Here is a 14,691-nt window from a genome sequence, read left to right on the forward strand (position 1 = left end):
GAGTGCCGTGCGGCGGCGATTTCACCGCGCCTTTCAGCGGCAACCGAAACTTCGAACGGGCGTTATTTTTGACGTTTACGCAAACGTCAAAATTTTGTAGCATCCTGCCAACGATGCGAGACCGCCCTCAGATGGCGGCGCATCCGGCATGTTGCAACCGGACGTCGGCCGCGTGGAGGCGACGACCCGAAAGCGAAAAAAGGCGAGGAAAGAATGCCCACCTACAAGGCCCCGGTCGACGATACCCTCTTCATTCTGAACGACGTGCTCGGCATCGAGCGTTACAACAACCTGCCGGGCTTTGCCGATGCGACGCCCGACATGATCGAGGCGATCGTCGGCGAAGCCGCCAAGCTTGCCGAAGAAGTGCTGTTCCCGGTCAACCTTTCCGGCGACCAGGAAGGCTGCAAGCGTCGCGACGACGGTTCCGTCAGCGTCCCCAAGGGCTTCAAGCAGGCTTTCGATCTCTACCGCGAAGGCGGCTGGCTCGGGTTTGCCGTGCCCGAAGAATTCGGCGGCCAGGGCCTGCCCTACACGCTGCACACCGCCGTCGGCGAATACATGTCCTCGGCCAACATGGCGCTGACGATGTATCCGGGCCTGACCCAGGGCGCGATCGCCGCGATCCTCGTCCACGGCTCCGACGAGCAGAAGAAGGCCTATCTGCCGAAGATGGTGGACGGCACCTGGACAGGAACGATGAACCTGACGGAGCCGCATTGCGGCACCGACCTCGGGCTCTTGCGCAGCAAGGCCGTTCCCGATGGCAACGGCGCCTACAAGATTTCCGGCCAGAAGATCTTCATCTCCGCCGGCGAACACGACATGTCCGAGAACATCATCCATCTGGTGCTCGCCCGCATCGAGGGCGCGCCAGAGGGCGTGAAGGGCATCTCGCTGTTCATCGTACCGAAATTCAAGCTGAACGGCGCCGGCGAGCCGGGCGAGCGCAACGGCGTTTCCTGCGGCGCCATCGAGCACAAGATGGGCATTCACGGCAATTCGACCTGCGTCATGAACTATGACGAGGCGGAGGGCTACCTCATCGGCACGGAGAACAAGGGCCTCAACGCCATGTTCGTGATGATGAACGAGGCCCGCCTCGGCGTCGGCCTGCAGGGCCTGTCGATCGCCGAAATCGCCTACCAGAACGCCGCCAACTATGCCCGCGACCGCATCCAGGGCCGCTCGCTTTCCGGCCCGAAGGCGCCCGACAAGAAGGCTGACCCGATCATCGTCCATCCGGACGTGCGCCGCACGCTGATGACGATCCGCGCCTTCAACGAGGCGGGCCGCGCGTTTACGCTCTGGACCGCGCTGAAATCCGATATCGCCCACCGCTCCGACAACGAGGCCGACCGCCAGTCGGCCGACGACATCCTCGGCCTGATGACGCCGATCCTCAAGGGCGTGCTCACCGACAAGGGCTTCGACCACGCCGTCATGGCGCAGCAGATGTTCGGCGGCCACGGCTATATCGAAGAACACGGCATGAGCCAGTATGTTCGCGATGCCCGCATCGCGATGATCTACGAGGGCGCCAACGGCATCCAGGCGCTCGACCTCGTCGGCCGCAAGCTCGGCCTCAACGGCGGGCGCGCCGTCATGGCGCTGTTCAAGGAAATCGGCGATTTCTGCGAAGAAAACCGCGGCAACGAGAAGCTTTCCACCTATACCAAGGCGCTGAAGAAGGGGCTCAACGACCTGCAGGCGTCCACCATGTGGTTCATGCAGAACGCCATGGCCAAGCCCGACAATGCCGGTGCCGGCTCCACCGACTACATGCACCTCTTCGGACTCGTCGTGCTCGGCTACATGTGGGCGAAGATCGCCAAGACGGCGGAGGAAAAACTGGCCTCTGGCGAAACGGCACGCGCGGACTATCTGAAGAACAAGCTGATCACCGCGACCTTCTTCATGGAAAGGATTCTGCCGGAAACGGCGTTGCGCAAGGCCCGCATCGAGACCGGCGCCGACACCGTTATGGCGCTCGACGCGGCCGCGTTCTGATTTCAAACTGTTTGACGGGCGGCACCGGATGGTGTTGCCGAAAGGGAGATGAGACATGACGAAAGTCTTCGTTTACGACCACGTGCGCACGCCGCGCGGCCGTGGCAAGAAGGACGGATCGCTGCACGAAGTGCCGTCCGTTCGCCTTGCGGCCAAGATGCTGGAGGCCGTGCGTGACCGCAACGGGCTCGATACGGCGACCGTCGACGACATCATCATGGGTTGCGTCGATCCGGTCATGGATGCCGGCGCTGTGATCCCGAAGGCAGCCGCCTTCGAAGCAGGTTATTCCACCCGCGCGCCCGGGATGCAGATCTCGCGCTTCTGTGCGTCGGGCCTCGATGCCGTCAACTTCGGCGCGGCCAAGATCGCCCAGGGCGCCGACGACATCGTCATTGCCGGAGGCGTCGAATCGATGTCGCGCGTCGGCCTCGGCATGTCCGGCGGCGCCTGGTTCATGGATCCCTCCGTCAACCTGCCGGGCTATTTCATGCCGCAGGGCGTGTCGGCCGATCTGATCGCCACCAAATACGGTTTCAGCCGCGACGACGTCGATGCCTATGCCGTGGAAAGCCAGAAGCGCGCCGCCCATTCCTGGGAAAAGGGCTACTTCAAGAAATCGGTCGTGCCCTTCAAGGACCAGAACGGACTCACCATTCTCGACCGCGACGAGCATATGCGTCCCGGTACCGACATGCAGGCGCTCGCCTCGCTCAACCCGTCGTTCCAGATGCCGGGCGAAATGGGCGGCTTCGAAGCCGTCGGCATCCAGGCACATCCCGAGATCGAGAAGATCAACTACGTGCATCATGCCGGCAACTCCTCGGGTATCGTCGATGGTGCGGCCGCCGTACTGCTCGGCTCCAAGGCCGGTGGCGAAAGCATGGGCCTCAAGCCTCGCGCCCGCATCCGCGCCTTCGCCAATATCGGCTCCGACCCGGCGCTGATGCTGACCGGCCCGGTCGACGTGACCGAGAAGTTGCTGAAGCGCGCCGACATGAAGCTCTCCGACATCGATCTCTTCGAGCTCAACGAAGCCTTTGCCGCCGTGGTGCTGCGCTACATGCAGGCCTTCGACATTCCGCACGACAAGATCAACGTCAACGGCGGCGCGATCGCCATGGGCCATCCGCTCGGCGCCACCGGCGCGATGATCCTCGGCACCGTGCTCGACGAGCTGGAACGGCGCGATCTCAACACTGCTCTCGTCACGCTGTGCATCGGCGCCGGCATGGGCACCGCCACGATCATCGAAAGGGTCTGACGATGAAAGCGACCCGCCGCACGCTTCTCGGACTGATGGGACTGGGGCTGCTTGCAGTCTCGGCTTGCGTCTCCGAAGACGAAGGCGGCGACAGCTTCACGCTGACCGGTGTGATCACCAATGTCGTCAACGGCCCGGTTCCGGCCGGCACCGTCACCATCCGGCTCGAGGAGCAGGGCGTGATGGATGTGGCCGCCAAACTGATCGCCGAAACGTCCGTTTCGAGCGACGGCAAGGCCAACCGCGTGCCCTTCGTGCTGCAGGTGCCGAAGCCCGAGCTCGACAAGGCCGTCGACGCGGGCTTCACCATCCGCGTCGAGCGCGACGGCAGGCTGATCGCCACCAACACCACCAAACAACGTTACAGCGGCGGATCGAATATCGCGCTGCGCATCGAACCCATTCTCTACTGAGGGGGAGAACCATGACGAAGTATACCAATTTCAAGATTGAGACCGATGCCGACGGCATTGCCCTGGTCACCTGGGACATGCCTGAAAAGTCGATGAACGTCTTCACCCAGGAGGTGATGGAAGAGCTGAACGCCATCGTCGACGAGACGACGGCGGATGCCGCCGTCAAGGGCGTCGTCTTCACGTCGGGCAAGTCGTCGTTCTCCGGCGGCGCTGATCTCTCGATGATCAAGTCGATGTTCACCTTCCAGCAGGAAGAAAAGAAGAAGGATCCGGCCAATGCCGCCCAGAAGCTTTTCGACCTCGTCGGCCGCATGACCGGCCTCTTCCGCAAGCTCGAAACCTCCGGCAAGCCGTGGGTTTCGGCGATCAACGGCACCTGCATGGGCGGCGCATTCGAGCTTTCGCTCGCCTGCCACGGCCGTGTCGCCTCCAACTCCAAGTCGGTCAAGATCGCGCTGCCTGAAGTCAAGGTCGGCATTTTCCCGGGCGCCGGCGGCACCCAGCGCGTGCCGCGCCTGACCAACGCGCAGGACGCGCTGCAGATGATGACGACAGGCTCGTCGCTGACGGCAGCGCGCGCCAAAGCGCTCGGCCTGGTGCACGAAGTCGTCGACGCCGACAAGCTGGTCGACGCCGCCAAGGCGATGATCAAGAACGGCCTGAAGCCGGTGCAGCCCTGGGACGAAAAGGGCTACAAGGTGCCGGGCGGCGGCATCTGGACCCCGGCCTCGGCCCAGCTCTGGCCGGCTGCTTCCGGCATCCTGCGCCGCGAGACGCAAGGCAACTACCCAGGCGCGATCGCGATCCTCAAATGCGTCTATGAGGGCCTGCAGGTCCCGTTCGACACGGCCCTGAAGATCGAGCAGCGCTACTTCACCGAGATTCTGCAGACCACCGAAGCCTTCTCGATGATCCGCTCGCTGTTCGTCTCGATGCAGGAGCTCGGCAAGGGCGCCCGTCGCCCGGCCGGCGTGCCGAAGTCGGAGTTCAAGCATGTCGGCGTCGTCGGCGCCGGCTTCATGGGCGCCTCGATCGCCTATGTGACGGCTGCCGCCGGCATCGCCGTGACGCTGATCGACCGCGACATGGAAGCGGCGACCAAGGGCAAGATCCATTCGGAAGGCCTGGTCAAGGATTCCGTCGGCAAGGGCCGTCTGACCAAGGAAGAAGGTGAAGCGCTGCTCGCCCGCATCACGCCTTCGGCCGACTACAACGACCTGAAGACTGTCAACCTCGTCGTCGAAGCCGTGTTCGAAGATCGCCAAGTCAAGAAGGACGTGATCGAGAAGGTCGAAGCGGTGATCGGCGAAGACACGATCTTTGCCTCCAACACCTCGACGCTGCCGATCACCGGCCTTGCGAAGAACTCCAGACGCCCCGGCCAGTTCATCGGCATCCACTTCTTCTCGCCGGTCGAGAAGATGATGCTGACGGAAGTGATCCTCGGCAAGGAGAGCGGCGACAAGGCACTCGCCACAGCACTCGACTATATCGCCGCGATCCGGAAGACGCCGATCGTCGTCAACGACACGCGCGGCTTCTACGTCAATCGCTGCGTCTTCCGCTACATTCACGAAGCCTACGACATGCTGATCGAAGGCGTGTCGCCGGCGATGATCGAAAATGCCGCCAAGATGGCCGGCATGCCGGTCGGTCCGCTGTCGCTCAACGACGAAGTGGCGATCGACCTCAGCCAGAAGATCCTGAAAGCCACCGTCGCCGATCTCGGCGAAAAGGCCGTCGATCCCAAGCACATGGCGCTGATCAACAAGATGGTCGACGACCTCGACCGTCGCGGCCGCAAGAACGGCAAGGGCTTCTACGAGTACCCGGCAAAGCCGGCGAAGAAGTATCTGTGGCCGGAGCTGAAGACGCTCTACCCGCAGAAGAACGCCGACAAGATCGACGTAGAAGTGCTGAAGCAGCGCTTCCTCGCAACGATCGCGCTGGAAGCGGCCCGCACCGTGGAAGAAGGCATCGTCACCGATCCGCGCGAAGCCGACGTCGGCTCGATCCTCGGTTTCGGCTTTGCGCCCTACACCGGCGGCACGCTCTCCTACATCGACGGCATGGGCGCCAAGGCCTTCGTCGCGCTGTGCGAGAAACTCGCCAAGGACTATGGCAGCCACTTCAAGCCGACGGCGCTCTTGAAGGAAATGGCCGACCGCGGCGAGACCTTCTACGGCCGCTTCGACCCCTATGGCGAGAAGAAGCAGGCGGCTTAAGAAGCTTCCAATAGAACATGCAGACAGGCTCCTCGCGGAGCCTGTTTTCGTTTAGGGGCAGCCATACGGATAACCTCCCCTCGGCTACCACAAGACCGGGACGTCAGCGCGATTGGCCGGGTCGGCCCAGTAGAGCGACGGCAGGACTTTGGCGAGATAGCCGAACTCGGTGTAGCAATGCTGCAAGAGGCCGAGGCCGATGGCATCGGGCACCGGATGGCTCGCGCCAGCATCCAGGCCGAGGATGAAGCGACTGCGCAGCACCGCGCCCTGGTCGGTATCGCGCACCACATGCACCATCTGGCCATCGAGCGGATCACCGCTGTCATCGAGCCGCGCCGTCTCGCCGAAGCCGATGCGAGCGTAGACGGCGGCTGACGCGTGGCCAGCGGCCAAGGCCTGTTCGAATACAACCTGGCCAAAAACCTCGCCCGGCTCGTGAAACTTGATGACGGCCGGCACCGGTGGGATGTCGCCGAGACTTTCGACAGCACGAATGGTGGCGCCGACATAGCGTTTTCCCCTGATGCGATGCGCGTCCCAGCCGTTGTGGGCGACGTGATCGAGCGGGTGCCACCAGGACAGGTGTTCCGTGGTGTCGAAATGCTTGAACCACCAGTCGAGCATACGGCCCTTGCAGCCGGGAAGCTCGGTCCTGACGGCAACCACCAGGGCGCCCGTGTCGAGCCGGCTGATGCCGGTTTCAAGCCGCATCGGCACGGGGTCGAGAAGGTCGTTGATATAGCCGATACCAGCGCGGGCGTGGTCGGTGCTGACAGACATGTTTCATCCTCTTTCGCGAGAAATGAATTTAGGAAACGTTGAACGTTTCCTAAATATCAACTATGCCTGTCGGCGAGATTTGTCAAACGGAGCCATGAATTGCAGACGCCCGCGCCGGAGACGCAAAGACAACGGGGCCGCCCGGCAAAGCCCGAAGAAGCGCTTGCCGAGATGGTGATTGCTGCCGCGACGCAGCTTCTGCTCCAGCGCGGCTATGCGGCGATGACCATGGAGGCGGTCGCCAGGCACGCCGGCGTCGCCAAGAAGACGGTCTATCGCTTCGCACCCGACCGGGAAGCGCTGTTCGGCCTGATCGTGAAGAACTGGACGGATACGTTCCTGCCCGCCTTCACCACCGAGGCGAAAACCGCCGACGAGGTGCCGGCTCTCTTGGAGGCGATCCTGTCGACCATCGCGGAGCGGGTGCTTTGCGAGGACGCAGTCGGCCTGTTCCGGCTGCTCGTCGGCGACATCCCGGCGCGGGAGGACATCCTCTCGATCTATGATCGCAATGGGATCGAGCGCTCCCGCGCCCTGCTCGCCGACTGGCTCGCCCGCCACAAGGCCCGCGGCCTCATCGATGTTGCCGATCCCACGATCACGAGCGACCTGATCCTGTCGATGGTGATCGCCGAACCTCTGCGACGCATGGCACTCGGCCTGGCACAGCCTGTCCCGGCAACGGATATCCGTCCGCGGATCAAGGCAGCGTTGGCACTCCTGCGCCTCTAGGACCAAACGATCAAACCGCGGCGTACGGCTTGCTTGCCGCCACGCCGGCCGCAATCCGCCGACGCCGTGAGCGTTGACCGGCGACTTGCGCAGGCGCATCCTCCGGTTTGCCAGAGGGGAACACGCCATGAGCGAGCCTGATCTCTATCTGCTTGGGCGCGCCGGGCCCGAGGAAGAACGGTTGAAACGGCAGATCGCCAATCTCGCCCCCGACTCCGACCAGCAACTCGAGCGGATTGCTATTCGACCGGGCGAACGCGTCCTCGATCTCGGCTGCGGCCCCGGCGGGGTGCTGCATCTGCTCGGCAAACGCGTAGGGGCCACAGGCTCGGTCCTCGGCATCGAGCGCGACGCCCACTTCGTCGAGCTGGCGCGCCGGTTCGTCGCGAGCCATGCCCTGCCGCAGGTGGACGTGCGAGAGGGCGACGCCTACGCCACCGGTCTGCCGCGCGGCTCGTTCGACGGCGCCCATATGCGCCTCGTGCTCGTCAATGTGCCCGAGCCGGAGCGCATCGTGCAAGAGATGGTTTCCCTGGTGAAACCGGGCGGCTGGATCGCCAGCTTCGAGGCCGATTTCCTCGCCCATATCTGCGACCCGCCGCTTGCGGCCTGGGATCGCCTTCTTGCCGCCTATGTCTCCTATTCGGCGGCGCGTGACATCGACCTGCATATCGGGCGGCGCACGCAGCGGCTCTTCCGTGCGGCTGGCGTCGAGGCGCTCAGCACGGATGCCGTCGTCCACGTCTATCCGTCCGGCCATGACCGCCGGCCGATCCTGCGGGATTTCATCGCCAATGTCCGCAAGGGCCTGGTTGACGAAGGCTTCATCGGCCGCGCCGAACTCGAGGCCGATCTGCAGGCGCTCGATCGGCACCTCGCCGATCCCTCGGTGCTCGTCACCTCGCATCTGTTCTTCAGAGTGACCGGTCGCATCCCCGGCACGCGACAGGCACCCGAGCACTGACAGCCGGTATCGACTGTTACGTCTGCGGGCCGGCCCCTTGAACGGCAGCGGTTCGCCGATGCGCCAGACGCTCGCCGACGATGATCGTCACGCCAGCAATAAAGATCAGGCCGGCACCGGCAAAGACGTTGCTGGCGGGGATATCGCCCCAGATCAGGAAACCGAGACCGAAGGCCCAGACGAGCGATGTGTATTCGAACGGCGCGATCACCGAGATCGGCGCCCGCCGCATGCCCTCGAACAGCGCGTATTGGGCGATGCCCGCAATGACGCCGGTGCCGGCCATCAGCGCCAGGTCGAACAGCGCCGGTGGCGTCCAGTAGAAACCGACGACAACACCCGTCATGCCGATGAAGAAGACGTTGGAGATCGTCATCTGCGTCAGCGTCGTCTCCTGGAGCGCGGTCTTGCGCAGCATCACCGTGCCGATCGCCCAGAAGACGGCGGCCATCAGCGCCAGGAAGACCGGCAGCGACAGCTTCATGCCGGTTCCGAGCGGATCGCAGGCCACCAGCACGCCGACGAAACCGAGCAGCACGGCGAACCAGCGGATCGGTGGCACGTCTTCCTTCAGGATCGGCACTGCCAAGAGCGTCACCACGATCGGCGCGGCGTAATAGAGCGTGGTCATCTCGGCAAGACCGAGATCCCGGGCCGCGTTGAAGTAGGAAAGCCAGGCGGCGAGCAGCAACAGGTTGCGCACGAACAGCGGCTTGACGACCGGCGACGAAATCGCCCGGCGCACCAGCTTGCCCCGGCCGATGACCAGGCAAAGCAGGAGAATGGTGATGCTACGGGTGAACAGGATCTGCCAGACGGAATAACCGACCACGAGCCATTTGACCGACGCATCCTGCAGCGAGAACAGGAAATAGGAAAACGTCGTCATCACGATGCCGGAAAGCACTGTCTTGTTCATGGAAAGCCCCGAAGGCAGCCGGGAGAGACCGGCGGCAGCGCCCGTCTGATAGCGCGCAGCCGCCTTTGGTGGAAGTGCTGCCGACGGGTCGCCCTGTGGCGAAATCTTGGTGTGGCACCACGACCAAGGCTTGATGGAGATCAAGACCTCGCACCGTCCTCCGCGCTAAAGATGGGTCGACGGGGCCGGATCGGCCCCCGACGTTACGCAGAATATCTCAGTCCCGCAGCCACTGGACGATAGGCAGATTGATGCGCAATGTTGTAGATGACGGCTCTATTGCCGCGAAACCGGGTCTTCAAAGATGCAGCCGCTCGCCTTCACCCTCGCCGCTCTCGTGCTGTTGGCCACACCCGGCCCGACCAACACGTTGCTGTGGCTTTCGGGCGCATCCGCCGGCTTCAAGCGCTCGACGCCGCTGCTCCTGGGCGAGCTTGGCGGCTATCTCTCGGTCATCATCCCGGCCGTGGCGCTTCTCGCGCCGTTTCTGGCGGCCCATCCGCAGATCGGGTTGGCACTCAGGGTCGTCGCTGCCTGCTGGGTGCTCTTCCTTGCCTACGCACTCTGGACCACCGGCGACGACAGCCGGGCGTCGAACGACATCACCATTCGGCGCGTGTTCGTGACGACGCTTCTCAACCCAAAGGCACTGATCGTGGCACTGGTGCTTCTGCCGCAGACGGGCCTTGCGGCGACGCTGCCCTGGATTGCCGGATTTTCGCTGCTGGTCGTTGTCGGCGGTTCGCTGTGGATCGGCGCCGGAGCCATGCTCGTGCAACTCTCGCGTAGCGCGCGAACGTCGCTTCTGCCGCGCCGCATTGCCGCCGTCTGCCTCGCCGTGTTTTCCTTCGGCATTGCCGGCAGTGCGCTTGCCGCGCTCGCCTGACACCAGTCGCCCATCGGATCAGGCGGCAGCCGCAGCATCGCCCAATTCGACTGCGAGCGCCGCGATCAACTCTTCCCAACCCTGGCGCCGATAGGCGACCTGATCGAGACCATCGAGGAACGCCGCCTGCTCGGTGTAAACGATGCGCGTGCCGGCGCCGTGCGGCTGAATATCGACCGTTGCCACCGAAGCGGAAATCCGCCGGTCGTTTTCCGCCATGGTATAGGCCGAAATGATGCGCCGGTTCTCGACGATGTCGAGGTAGATCGTGTCGTTGTAGTAGAACGTCTTGCCGTCCTTGCTGAACCGGCCACTCTCGCGCCCGCCGACGCGGAAGTCGTGGCTGTACTCAGTGACGGGCCAGCCGTCGGTCTTGACGAACCAGCGGTGGTGCGCTGCCGGATCGGCAAAGGCATGAAAGACCTGTTCGGGCGTCGCCTTGAAAACCCGCTCGATGGTGAAGCTCGCATGTTCCACGGAATTGGCGCTCATGATCGTCTCCTCTTGATCCAGCCCCAGGGTTCTGGCGCGAACGGTTCTCAGCTCGCGCTCGAACCAACGGCCCAAAACTGATTTCATTTCAAAAGCAGTTGCAAGTTAATTCCACTGCTGCAATAATGCAAGCAGTTTTGAAGAGGTCCCAATGAAAGACGATCATCGCTCCGGCTGCCCGATCAATCTCTCGCTGGAGGTTTTTGGCGACAAATGGAGCCTGCTGATCATCCGCGACATGATCTTCGGCGGTAAAAGGCATTTTCGCGAACTGCTGCGATCGCAGGAGGGCATCTCCTCGAACATTCTCGCCGATCGGCTGAAGATGCTGGTCGAAGAGGGCATGCTGACCAAGACCGACGACCCGACGCACAAACAAAAGGCCATCTACAGCCTCACCGAAATGACCATCGCGCTGGTGCCGATCATGGCGCATCTGGGCGCCTGGGGTCGGCGCTACCTGCCTGTCAGCGAAGAACTCAGCATCCGGGCGGAACTGATGGAAACCGGAGGTCCTGATCTCTGGAACCGCTTCATGGACGAACTTCGATACGAGCATCTCGGCCTGCCGCTCGACGGCCCGCCGCGTGTGCGCGCCACCCTACAGGCGGCCTACGAGGATGTCGTCGCCAGGAAGACCCGGGAAAACGCTATCGCCTGAGGGCTACAGGCCGATTACCGAAAGCATGACGAAGGTGGCAAACAGCACGAAATGCGTCATGCCCTCGATGGCGTTTGTCTGGCCGTCATTGAGGTTGATCGCCGCAACGATCAGCGTGATCGCCACCATCACCGTCTGCACCGGCGACATCGCCATGAGGAACGGCTGGCCGGTGTAAAGCGCGATCGCCTCCATCACCGGCACGGTGAGAATGACGGTCGACAGCGATGCCCCGAGCGCGATGTTGACAACCGCCTGCATGCGGTTGGCGAGCGCCGCCCGCATCGCCGTCATGATCTCGGGCGAAGCCGAGATCGCGGCGACGACGATTGCGGCAATCGCCGGCGGCGCGCCGGTGCCCTTGAGCCCCGAAGTCAAAAGCCCCGACATGATTTCGGCAAGCGCACCGATCACCACCACGCCGATGAGCAGGATCACGATCGACGGCAGCACCGGTTCCCCGGATTCTTCTGCCGTGTCGACCCCATCGCTCTTCACCCGGGGATAACTGTAGCTGAAGAAGTAGCTGTGCGGGCCTACCTGCATGCGCAGGAACAGCGTGTAGAGCATGATCATCGCGCCGATGGTGAAGGCGGAGTAGAAGTGCCATTTCGCTGCCGGTACGAATTCGGGCACGACCATCGAAATCCCCATCGCCGTCAGGATCATGACGCTATAGGTGCGGGCGGAATTGTCGTTGTAGGGCTGTTCTCCATGTTTCAGCCCGCCAAGCAGCGCTGCAAGCCCGAGGATGCCGTTGATATCGAGCATCACTGCGGAATAGATCGTATCGCGCACCAGCGTCGGCGAACTCTCGCCCATCATCATGATCGCCAGGATGATCACTTCCACCAACACGGCGGAAAGCGTCAGGATCATCGTGCCATAGGGATCGCCGACCTTGGCTGCCAGGACCTCGGCGTGGTGCGCAACCCGCATCGACGCCAGCACGATTGCAGCCACCAGTGCCGCCGCACCGGCAAGCGAAGCCGCCTGCCCCATTTCGAGCAAATGATGCTCCAGCACAAAACCGGCACCCGCGGCAAGAAAGGCGGCGAGCAGCAGACGTTCGGATTTCAGCACCGCCAACAAATGCGCCCCTCGCCGGCCAAACTCAAGCAACCCCAAACCAACCTTCGACGATAAGAGCCTATAGGTTTCTATCGTCGAGGCTTGGTACAAGGACTATAGAAGCAGGAAACTCTATTTCAATCGGAGCGAACAAGGATTATTTTCCTCCTTGTTCTTTACCATCCCGGCGCGCTTGGTTAATCTACTGGCAAACAGAGGCATAGTAGCCGTCGCTCGAGCGCCCGGACCAGACATTCATGCTGTCGCACAACACCATCTGGCACGCCATCGACGCCTTGGCCGAGCGCCATCAGCTCTCCCCGTCCGGGCTTGCGCGCCGCGCCGGGCTCGACCCGACATCCTTCAACAAATCCAAGCGCCAGTCCGCCGATGGCCGCGAGCGCTGGCCGTCGACGGAATCGATTGCGAAGGTGCTGGATGCCACCGGCGCCACCATCGACCAGTTCATGGCGCTGATGCGTCCGGACGCTACCCGAAGCGAACCGTACAAGAGCGCCATACCGCTGATCGGTTTTGCCCAGGCCGGCGCCGGCGGATTCTTCGACGACGGCGGGTTTCCGGCCGGCCAGGGTTGGGATGTCGTCGATTTCCCGGCGGGGGCCGAGCGGCGCGCCGGCATCTATGCGCTGGAGATCCAGGGCGACAGCATGCTGCCGCTCTACCGCGATGGCGATGTCTTGATCGTCGACCCTGGCGCGCAGGTCCGGCGCGGCGACCGTGTCGTGGTCAAGACCCGCGAAGGCGAGGTCATGGCGAAAATCCTGATGCGGCATACTTCGCGCAACATCGAACTGCTATCGCTCAACCCGGAACATCCCAACCGGAGTTTCGAGATGAGCGAAGTCGAATGGATCGCCCGGATCATCTGGGCCAGCCAATAGGACATCTTTCCTGATGCGGCAGCAACTGGTGACACTTGCGGGCGGGATTGCCGCCCTGGCGCTCTATACCGGCATCCTCTATGCGGGTGCTGCGACCATCCGCGACCGCGAAAGTTCTGCCACGCCGGACTTCGTGCTGGAAACGCCCGATTTGGGGGAGACGGAACCTTCGGTCGAGGCCGACGATGTACCGTTCGACATGACCGACCCTCAGGCAAGCGAGACGGCGCCGCTTGGTAACCAGGGCCAGGGCGGCTCTCATTCGACCGAGACCACCGCCCGCGCCATCGAGCCGCAGCAGTTCGGACTACCCGACGAAGTCACGACCAAGCCACTCGAGCGCATTGAACCGCGCTCACCTCTGTCGGATACCGACAAGGACAAGCCGAAGGCGCCGACGATCCTCAGGCAGCCGGTGGCGCTGGCAGCCGGGCTCATCCGCTTCGACAAGATAACCCTACAACTCGACGGCATAGAGCCGGAAGCGGCGGAACGAACCTGCGAAAGCGGTGGCAAGAGCTGGCCCTGCGGCATGGTCGCTCGCACGGCGTTCCGCAATTTCCTGCGCGCCCGCGCCGTCAGCTGCGATGTTCCCGAGGATGGAGCGGGCGAGACTGTGACGGCACACTGCACCGTCGGCGGCCAGGACCCCGCAGCATGGCTTGTTGCCAACGGCTGGGCGACGCCAATGCCGGGCTCTCCCCTTGAGGAGCAAGCCGAAGCGGCACGCAAGGCAAAGCTTGGCTTTAACGGCGATGACCCGCGCGATTTCCGTGAAACACCGATGCCGTTCGACGATCCGAGCGCGGCTGCGACGATGGACGAAGCAGCACCGGACTTGTAAGGAACGGCGGAACACACCAGTTCTTGCCCAGACACTTTCCGGAAAGCATCCATGCCCCCTAGCCTCAGCCAGCACGAAGCCCTTGTCTATGTCATGGTGATGATGTCGGCGGTCGACCGGGAGATGAGCGACGACGAGTTCGCGCGCATCGGCAGGCTCGTACAGTTTCTTCCCGCCTTCGAAGGCTTCGACGAGGACCAACTCGTGCTCATCGGCCACGAATGCGCAGCCCAGTTGGCTGCGCCCGAGGGCCTCGACATCGTGCTTGAGATCGTGCGCGAGGCGCTGCCCGAGCGGCTTCACGAAACGGCCTATGCGCTCGCGGTCGAGATCGCGGCCGCCGACCAGCGCATCCGCAACGAGGAAATCCGCCTGCTTCAGTTGCTGCGCGACCGATTCGGCCTCGACAAGCTCACCTGCGCGGCGATCGAACGGGGCGCGCTCGCCCGCTTTCGCAAGTAACGGCGGCTCGATCCGCCGCTTCACGTCAACGTGTCTTGGCGCGTCGCTGGCGGCGCATGT

Annotated in this window: 15 protein-coding genes; 11 read left to right on the forward strand and 4 right to left on the reverse strand. The window is 63.3% G+C overall.

The features are described from left to right. Positions 1 to 213 precede the first annotated feature (213 nt). Genes BLJAPNOD_RS00430 through BLJAPNOD_RS00445 form a run of 4 tightly spaced genes read left to right on the forward strand, consistent with a single transcriptional unit; the run spans position 214 to position 5,915 of the window. The gene (locus tag BLJAPNOD_RS00430; protein WP_115418546.1) at positions 214 to 2,010 is read left to right on the forward strand and encodes an acyl-CoA dehydrogenase C-terminal domain-containing protein; all 1,797 of its coding nucleotides are present in this window, start codon (positions 214 to 216) and stop codon (positions 2,008 to 2,010) included. Positions 2,011 to 2,065: 55 nt separating this feature from the next. Beyond that, on the forward strand, positions 2,066 to 3,274 hold the full coding sequence (locus BLJAPNOD_RS00435) for an acetyl-CoA C-acetyltransferase (RefSeq protein ID WP_077502872.1): 1,209 nt from the start codon (positions 2,066 to 2,068) through the stop codon (positions 3,272 to 3,274). 2 nt (positions 3,275 to 3,276) lie between these two features. Next, a complete protein-coding gene (locus tag BLJAPNOD_RS00440; RefSeq protein ID WP_115418547.1) occupies positions 3,277 to 3,687 on the forward strand; it encodes a YbaY family lipoprotein in 411 nt (136 codons plus the stop codon). Between the two features lie 11 nt (positions 3,688 to 3,698). Continuing rightward, positions 3,699 to 5,915 (forward strand): 3-hydroxyacyl-CoA dehydrogenase NAD-binding domain-containing protein, encoded by a 2,217-nt coding sequence (locus BLJAPNOD_RS00445; RefSeq protein WP_115418548.1) that lies wholly within the window; start codon positions 3,699 to 3,701, stop codon positions 5,913 to 5,915. Positions 5,916 to 5,999: 84 nt separating this feature from the next. On the opposite strand, the gene BLJAPNOD_RS00450 is transcribed toward BLJAPNOD_RS00445, so the two are convergent. Continuing rightward, positions 6,000 to 6,698: a hydrolase gene (locus BLJAPNOD_RS00450; protein ID WP_115418549.1), complete on the reverse strand. Its 699-nt coding sequence runs from the start codon at positions 6,696 to 6,698 to the stop codon at positions 6,000 to 6,002. Positions 6,699 to 6,797: 99 nt separating this feature from the next. On the opposite strand from BLJAPNOD_RS00450, the gene BLJAPNOD_RS00455 reads away from it, so the two are divergent. Together BLJAPNOD_RS00455 and BLJAPNOD_RS00460 are read left to right on the forward strand one after the other, a co-directional pair. Continuing rightward, entirely contained in the window at positions 6,798 to 7,430 is a 633-nt protein-coding gene (locus BLJAPNOD_RS00455; protein ID WP_199565874.1) for a TetR/AcrR family transcriptional regulator, read from the forward strand. A 127-nt stretch (positions 7,431 to 7,557) separates the two neighbouring features. Beyond that, positions 7,558 to 8,394 carry a methyltransferase domain-containing protein gene (locus BLJAPNOD_RS00460; protein WP_115418550.1) on the forward strand — a complete coding sequence of 279 codons (837 nt, stop codon included), beginning with the start codon at positions 7,558 to 7,560 and terminating at the stop codon, positions 8,392 to 8,394. A 16-nt stretch (positions 8,395 to 8,410) separates the two neighbouring features. Here the strand turns inward: BLJAPNOD_RS00460 and BLJAPNOD_RS00465 are convergent, their stop codons facing one another. Beyond that, a complete protein-coding gene (locus tag BLJAPNOD_RS00465; RefSeq protein WP_115421068.1) occupies positions 8,411 to 9,313 on the reverse strand; it encodes a DMT family transporter in 903 nt (300 codons plus the stop codon). A gap of 304 nt (positions 9,314 to 9,617) precedes the next feature. Here BLJAPNOD_RS00465 and BLJAPNOD_RS00470 point away from each other — a divergent pair, with 304 nt between their 5' ends. Then, a complete protein-coding gene (locus tag BLJAPNOD_RS00470; protein WP_115418551.1) occupies positions 9,618 to 10,199 on the forward strand; it encodes a LysE family transporter in 582 nt (193 codons plus the stop codon). 18 nt (positions 10,200 to 10,217) lie between these two features. Here the strand turns inward: BLJAPNOD_RS00470 and BLJAPNOD_RS00475 are convergent, their stop codons facing one another. Continuing rightward, a complete protein-coding gene (locus tag BLJAPNOD_RS00475; protein WP_115421069.1) occupies positions 10,218 to 10,691 on the reverse strand; it encodes an SRPBCC family protein in 474 nt (157 codons plus the stop codon). A gap of 151 nt (positions 10,692 to 10,842) precedes the next feature. On the opposite strand from BLJAPNOD_RS00475, the gene BLJAPNOD_RS00480 reads away from it, so the two are divergent. Further along, entirely contained in the window at positions 10,843 to 11,352 is a 510-nt protein-coding gene (locus tag BLJAPNOD_RS00480) for a helix-turn-helix domain-containing protein (RefSeq protein WP_115418552.1), read from the forward strand. Positions 11,353 to 11,355: 3 nt separating this feature from the next. Here BLJAPNOD_RS00480 and BLJAPNOD_RS00485 read toward each other — a convergent pair whose 3' ends face one another. Then, complete coding sequence (locus BLJAPNOD_RS00485) at positions 11,356 to 12,444, reverse strand: calcium:proton antiporter (RefSeq protein ID WP_115418553.1); 1,089 nt, start codon at positions 12,442 to 12,444, stop codon at positions 11,356 to 11,358. Between the two features lie 236 nt (positions 12,445 to 12,680). Between BLJAPNOD_RS00485 and BLJAPNOD_RS00490 the strand changes: the two genes are divergently transcribed. The 3 genes from BLJAPNOD_RS00490 to BLJAPNOD_RS00500 are packed head-to-tail and all read left to right on the forward strand — an operon-like array spanning position 12,681 to position 14,631. Then, complete coding sequence (locus tag BLJAPNOD_RS00490; protein ID WP_077502880.1) at positions 12,681 to 13,325, forward strand: helix-turn-helix transcriptional regulator; 645 nt, start codon at positions 12,681 to 12,683, stop codon at positions 13,323 to 13,325. Positions 13,326 to 13,338: 13 nt separating this feature from the next. Next, positions 13,339 to 14,169: a thermonuclease family protein gene (locus BLJAPNOD_RS00495; protein WP_115418554.1), complete on the forward strand. Its 831-nt coding sequence runs from the start codon at positions 13,339 to 13,341 to the stop codon at positions 14,167 to 14,169. 51 nt (positions 14,170 to 14,220) lie between these two features. Beyond that, positions 14,221 to 14,631 carry a tellurite resistance TerB family protein gene (locus tag BLJAPNOD_RS00500; protein ID WP_077502882.1) on the forward strand — a complete coding sequence of 137 codons (411 nt, stop codon included), beginning with the start codon at positions 14,221 to 14,223 and terminating at the stop codon, positions 14,629 to 14,631. The last annotated feature ends 60 nt before the right edge of the window (positions 14,632 to 14,691 follow it).

Source organism: Ensifer sp. M14, from assembly GCF_003355565.1.
GTDB lineage: Bacteria > Pseudomonadota > Alphaproteobacteria > Rhizobiales > Rhizobiaceae > Ensifer.

Excerpts from the sequence above, each read along its gene's own strand:
- BLJAPNOD_RS00430 (WP_115418546.1), top strand. The coding sequence starts at position 214 with ATGCCCACCTACAAGGCCCCGGTCGACGATACCCTCTTCATTCTGAAC.
- BLJAPNOD_RS00435 (WP_077502872.1), top strand. The coding sequence starts at position 2,066 with ATGACGAAAGTCTTCGTTTACGACCACGTGCGCACGCCGCGCGGCCGT.
- BLJAPNOD_RS00440 (WP_115418547.1), top strand. The coding sequence starts at position 3,277 with ATGAAAGCGACCCGCCGCACGCTTCTCGGACTGATGGGACTGGGGCTG.
- BLJAPNOD_RS00445 (WP_115418548.1), top strand. The coding sequence starts at position 3,699 with ATGACGAAGTATACCAATTTCAAGATTGAGACCGATGCCGACGGCATT.
- BLJAPNOD_RS00450 (WP_115418549.1), bottom strand. The coding sequence starts at position 6,698 with ATGTCTGTCAGCACCGACCACGCCCGCGCTGGTATCGGCTATATCAAC.
- BLJAPNOD_RS00460 (WP_115418550.1), top strand. The coding sequence starts at position 7,558 with ATGAGCGAGCCTGATCTCTATCTGCTTGGGCGCGCCGGGCCCGAGGAA.
- BLJAPNOD_RS00465 (WP_115421068.1), bottom strand. The coding sequence starts at position 9,313 with ATGAACAAGACAGTGCTTTCCGGCATCGTGATGACGACGTTTTCCTAT.
- BLJAPNOD_RS00470 (WP_115418551.1), top strand. The coding sequence starts at position 9,618 with ATGCAGCCGCTCGCCTTCACCCTCGCCGCTCTCGTGCTGTTGGCCACA.
- BLJAPNOD_RS00475 (WP_115421069.1), bottom strand. The coding sequence starts at position 10,691 with ATGAGCGCCAATTCCGTGGAACATGCGAGCTTCACCATCGAGCGGGTT.
- BLJAPNOD_RS00480 (WP_115418552.1), top strand. The coding sequence starts at position 10,843 with ATGAAAGACGATCATCGCTCCGGCTGCCCGATCAATCTCTCGCTGGAG.
- BLJAPNOD_RS00490 (WP_077502880.1), top strand. The coding sequence starts at position 12,681 with ATGCTGTCGCACAACACCATCTGGCACGCCATCGACGCCTTGGCCGAG.
- BLJAPNOD_RS00495 (WP_115418554.1), top strand. The coding sequence starts at position 13,339 with ATGCGGCAGCAACTGGTGACACTTGCGGGCGGGATTGCCGCCCTGGCG.
- BLJAPNOD_RS00500 (WP_077502882.1), top strand. The coding sequence starts at position 14,221 with ATGCCCCCTAGCCTCAGCCAGCACGAAGCCCTTGTCTATGTCATGGTG.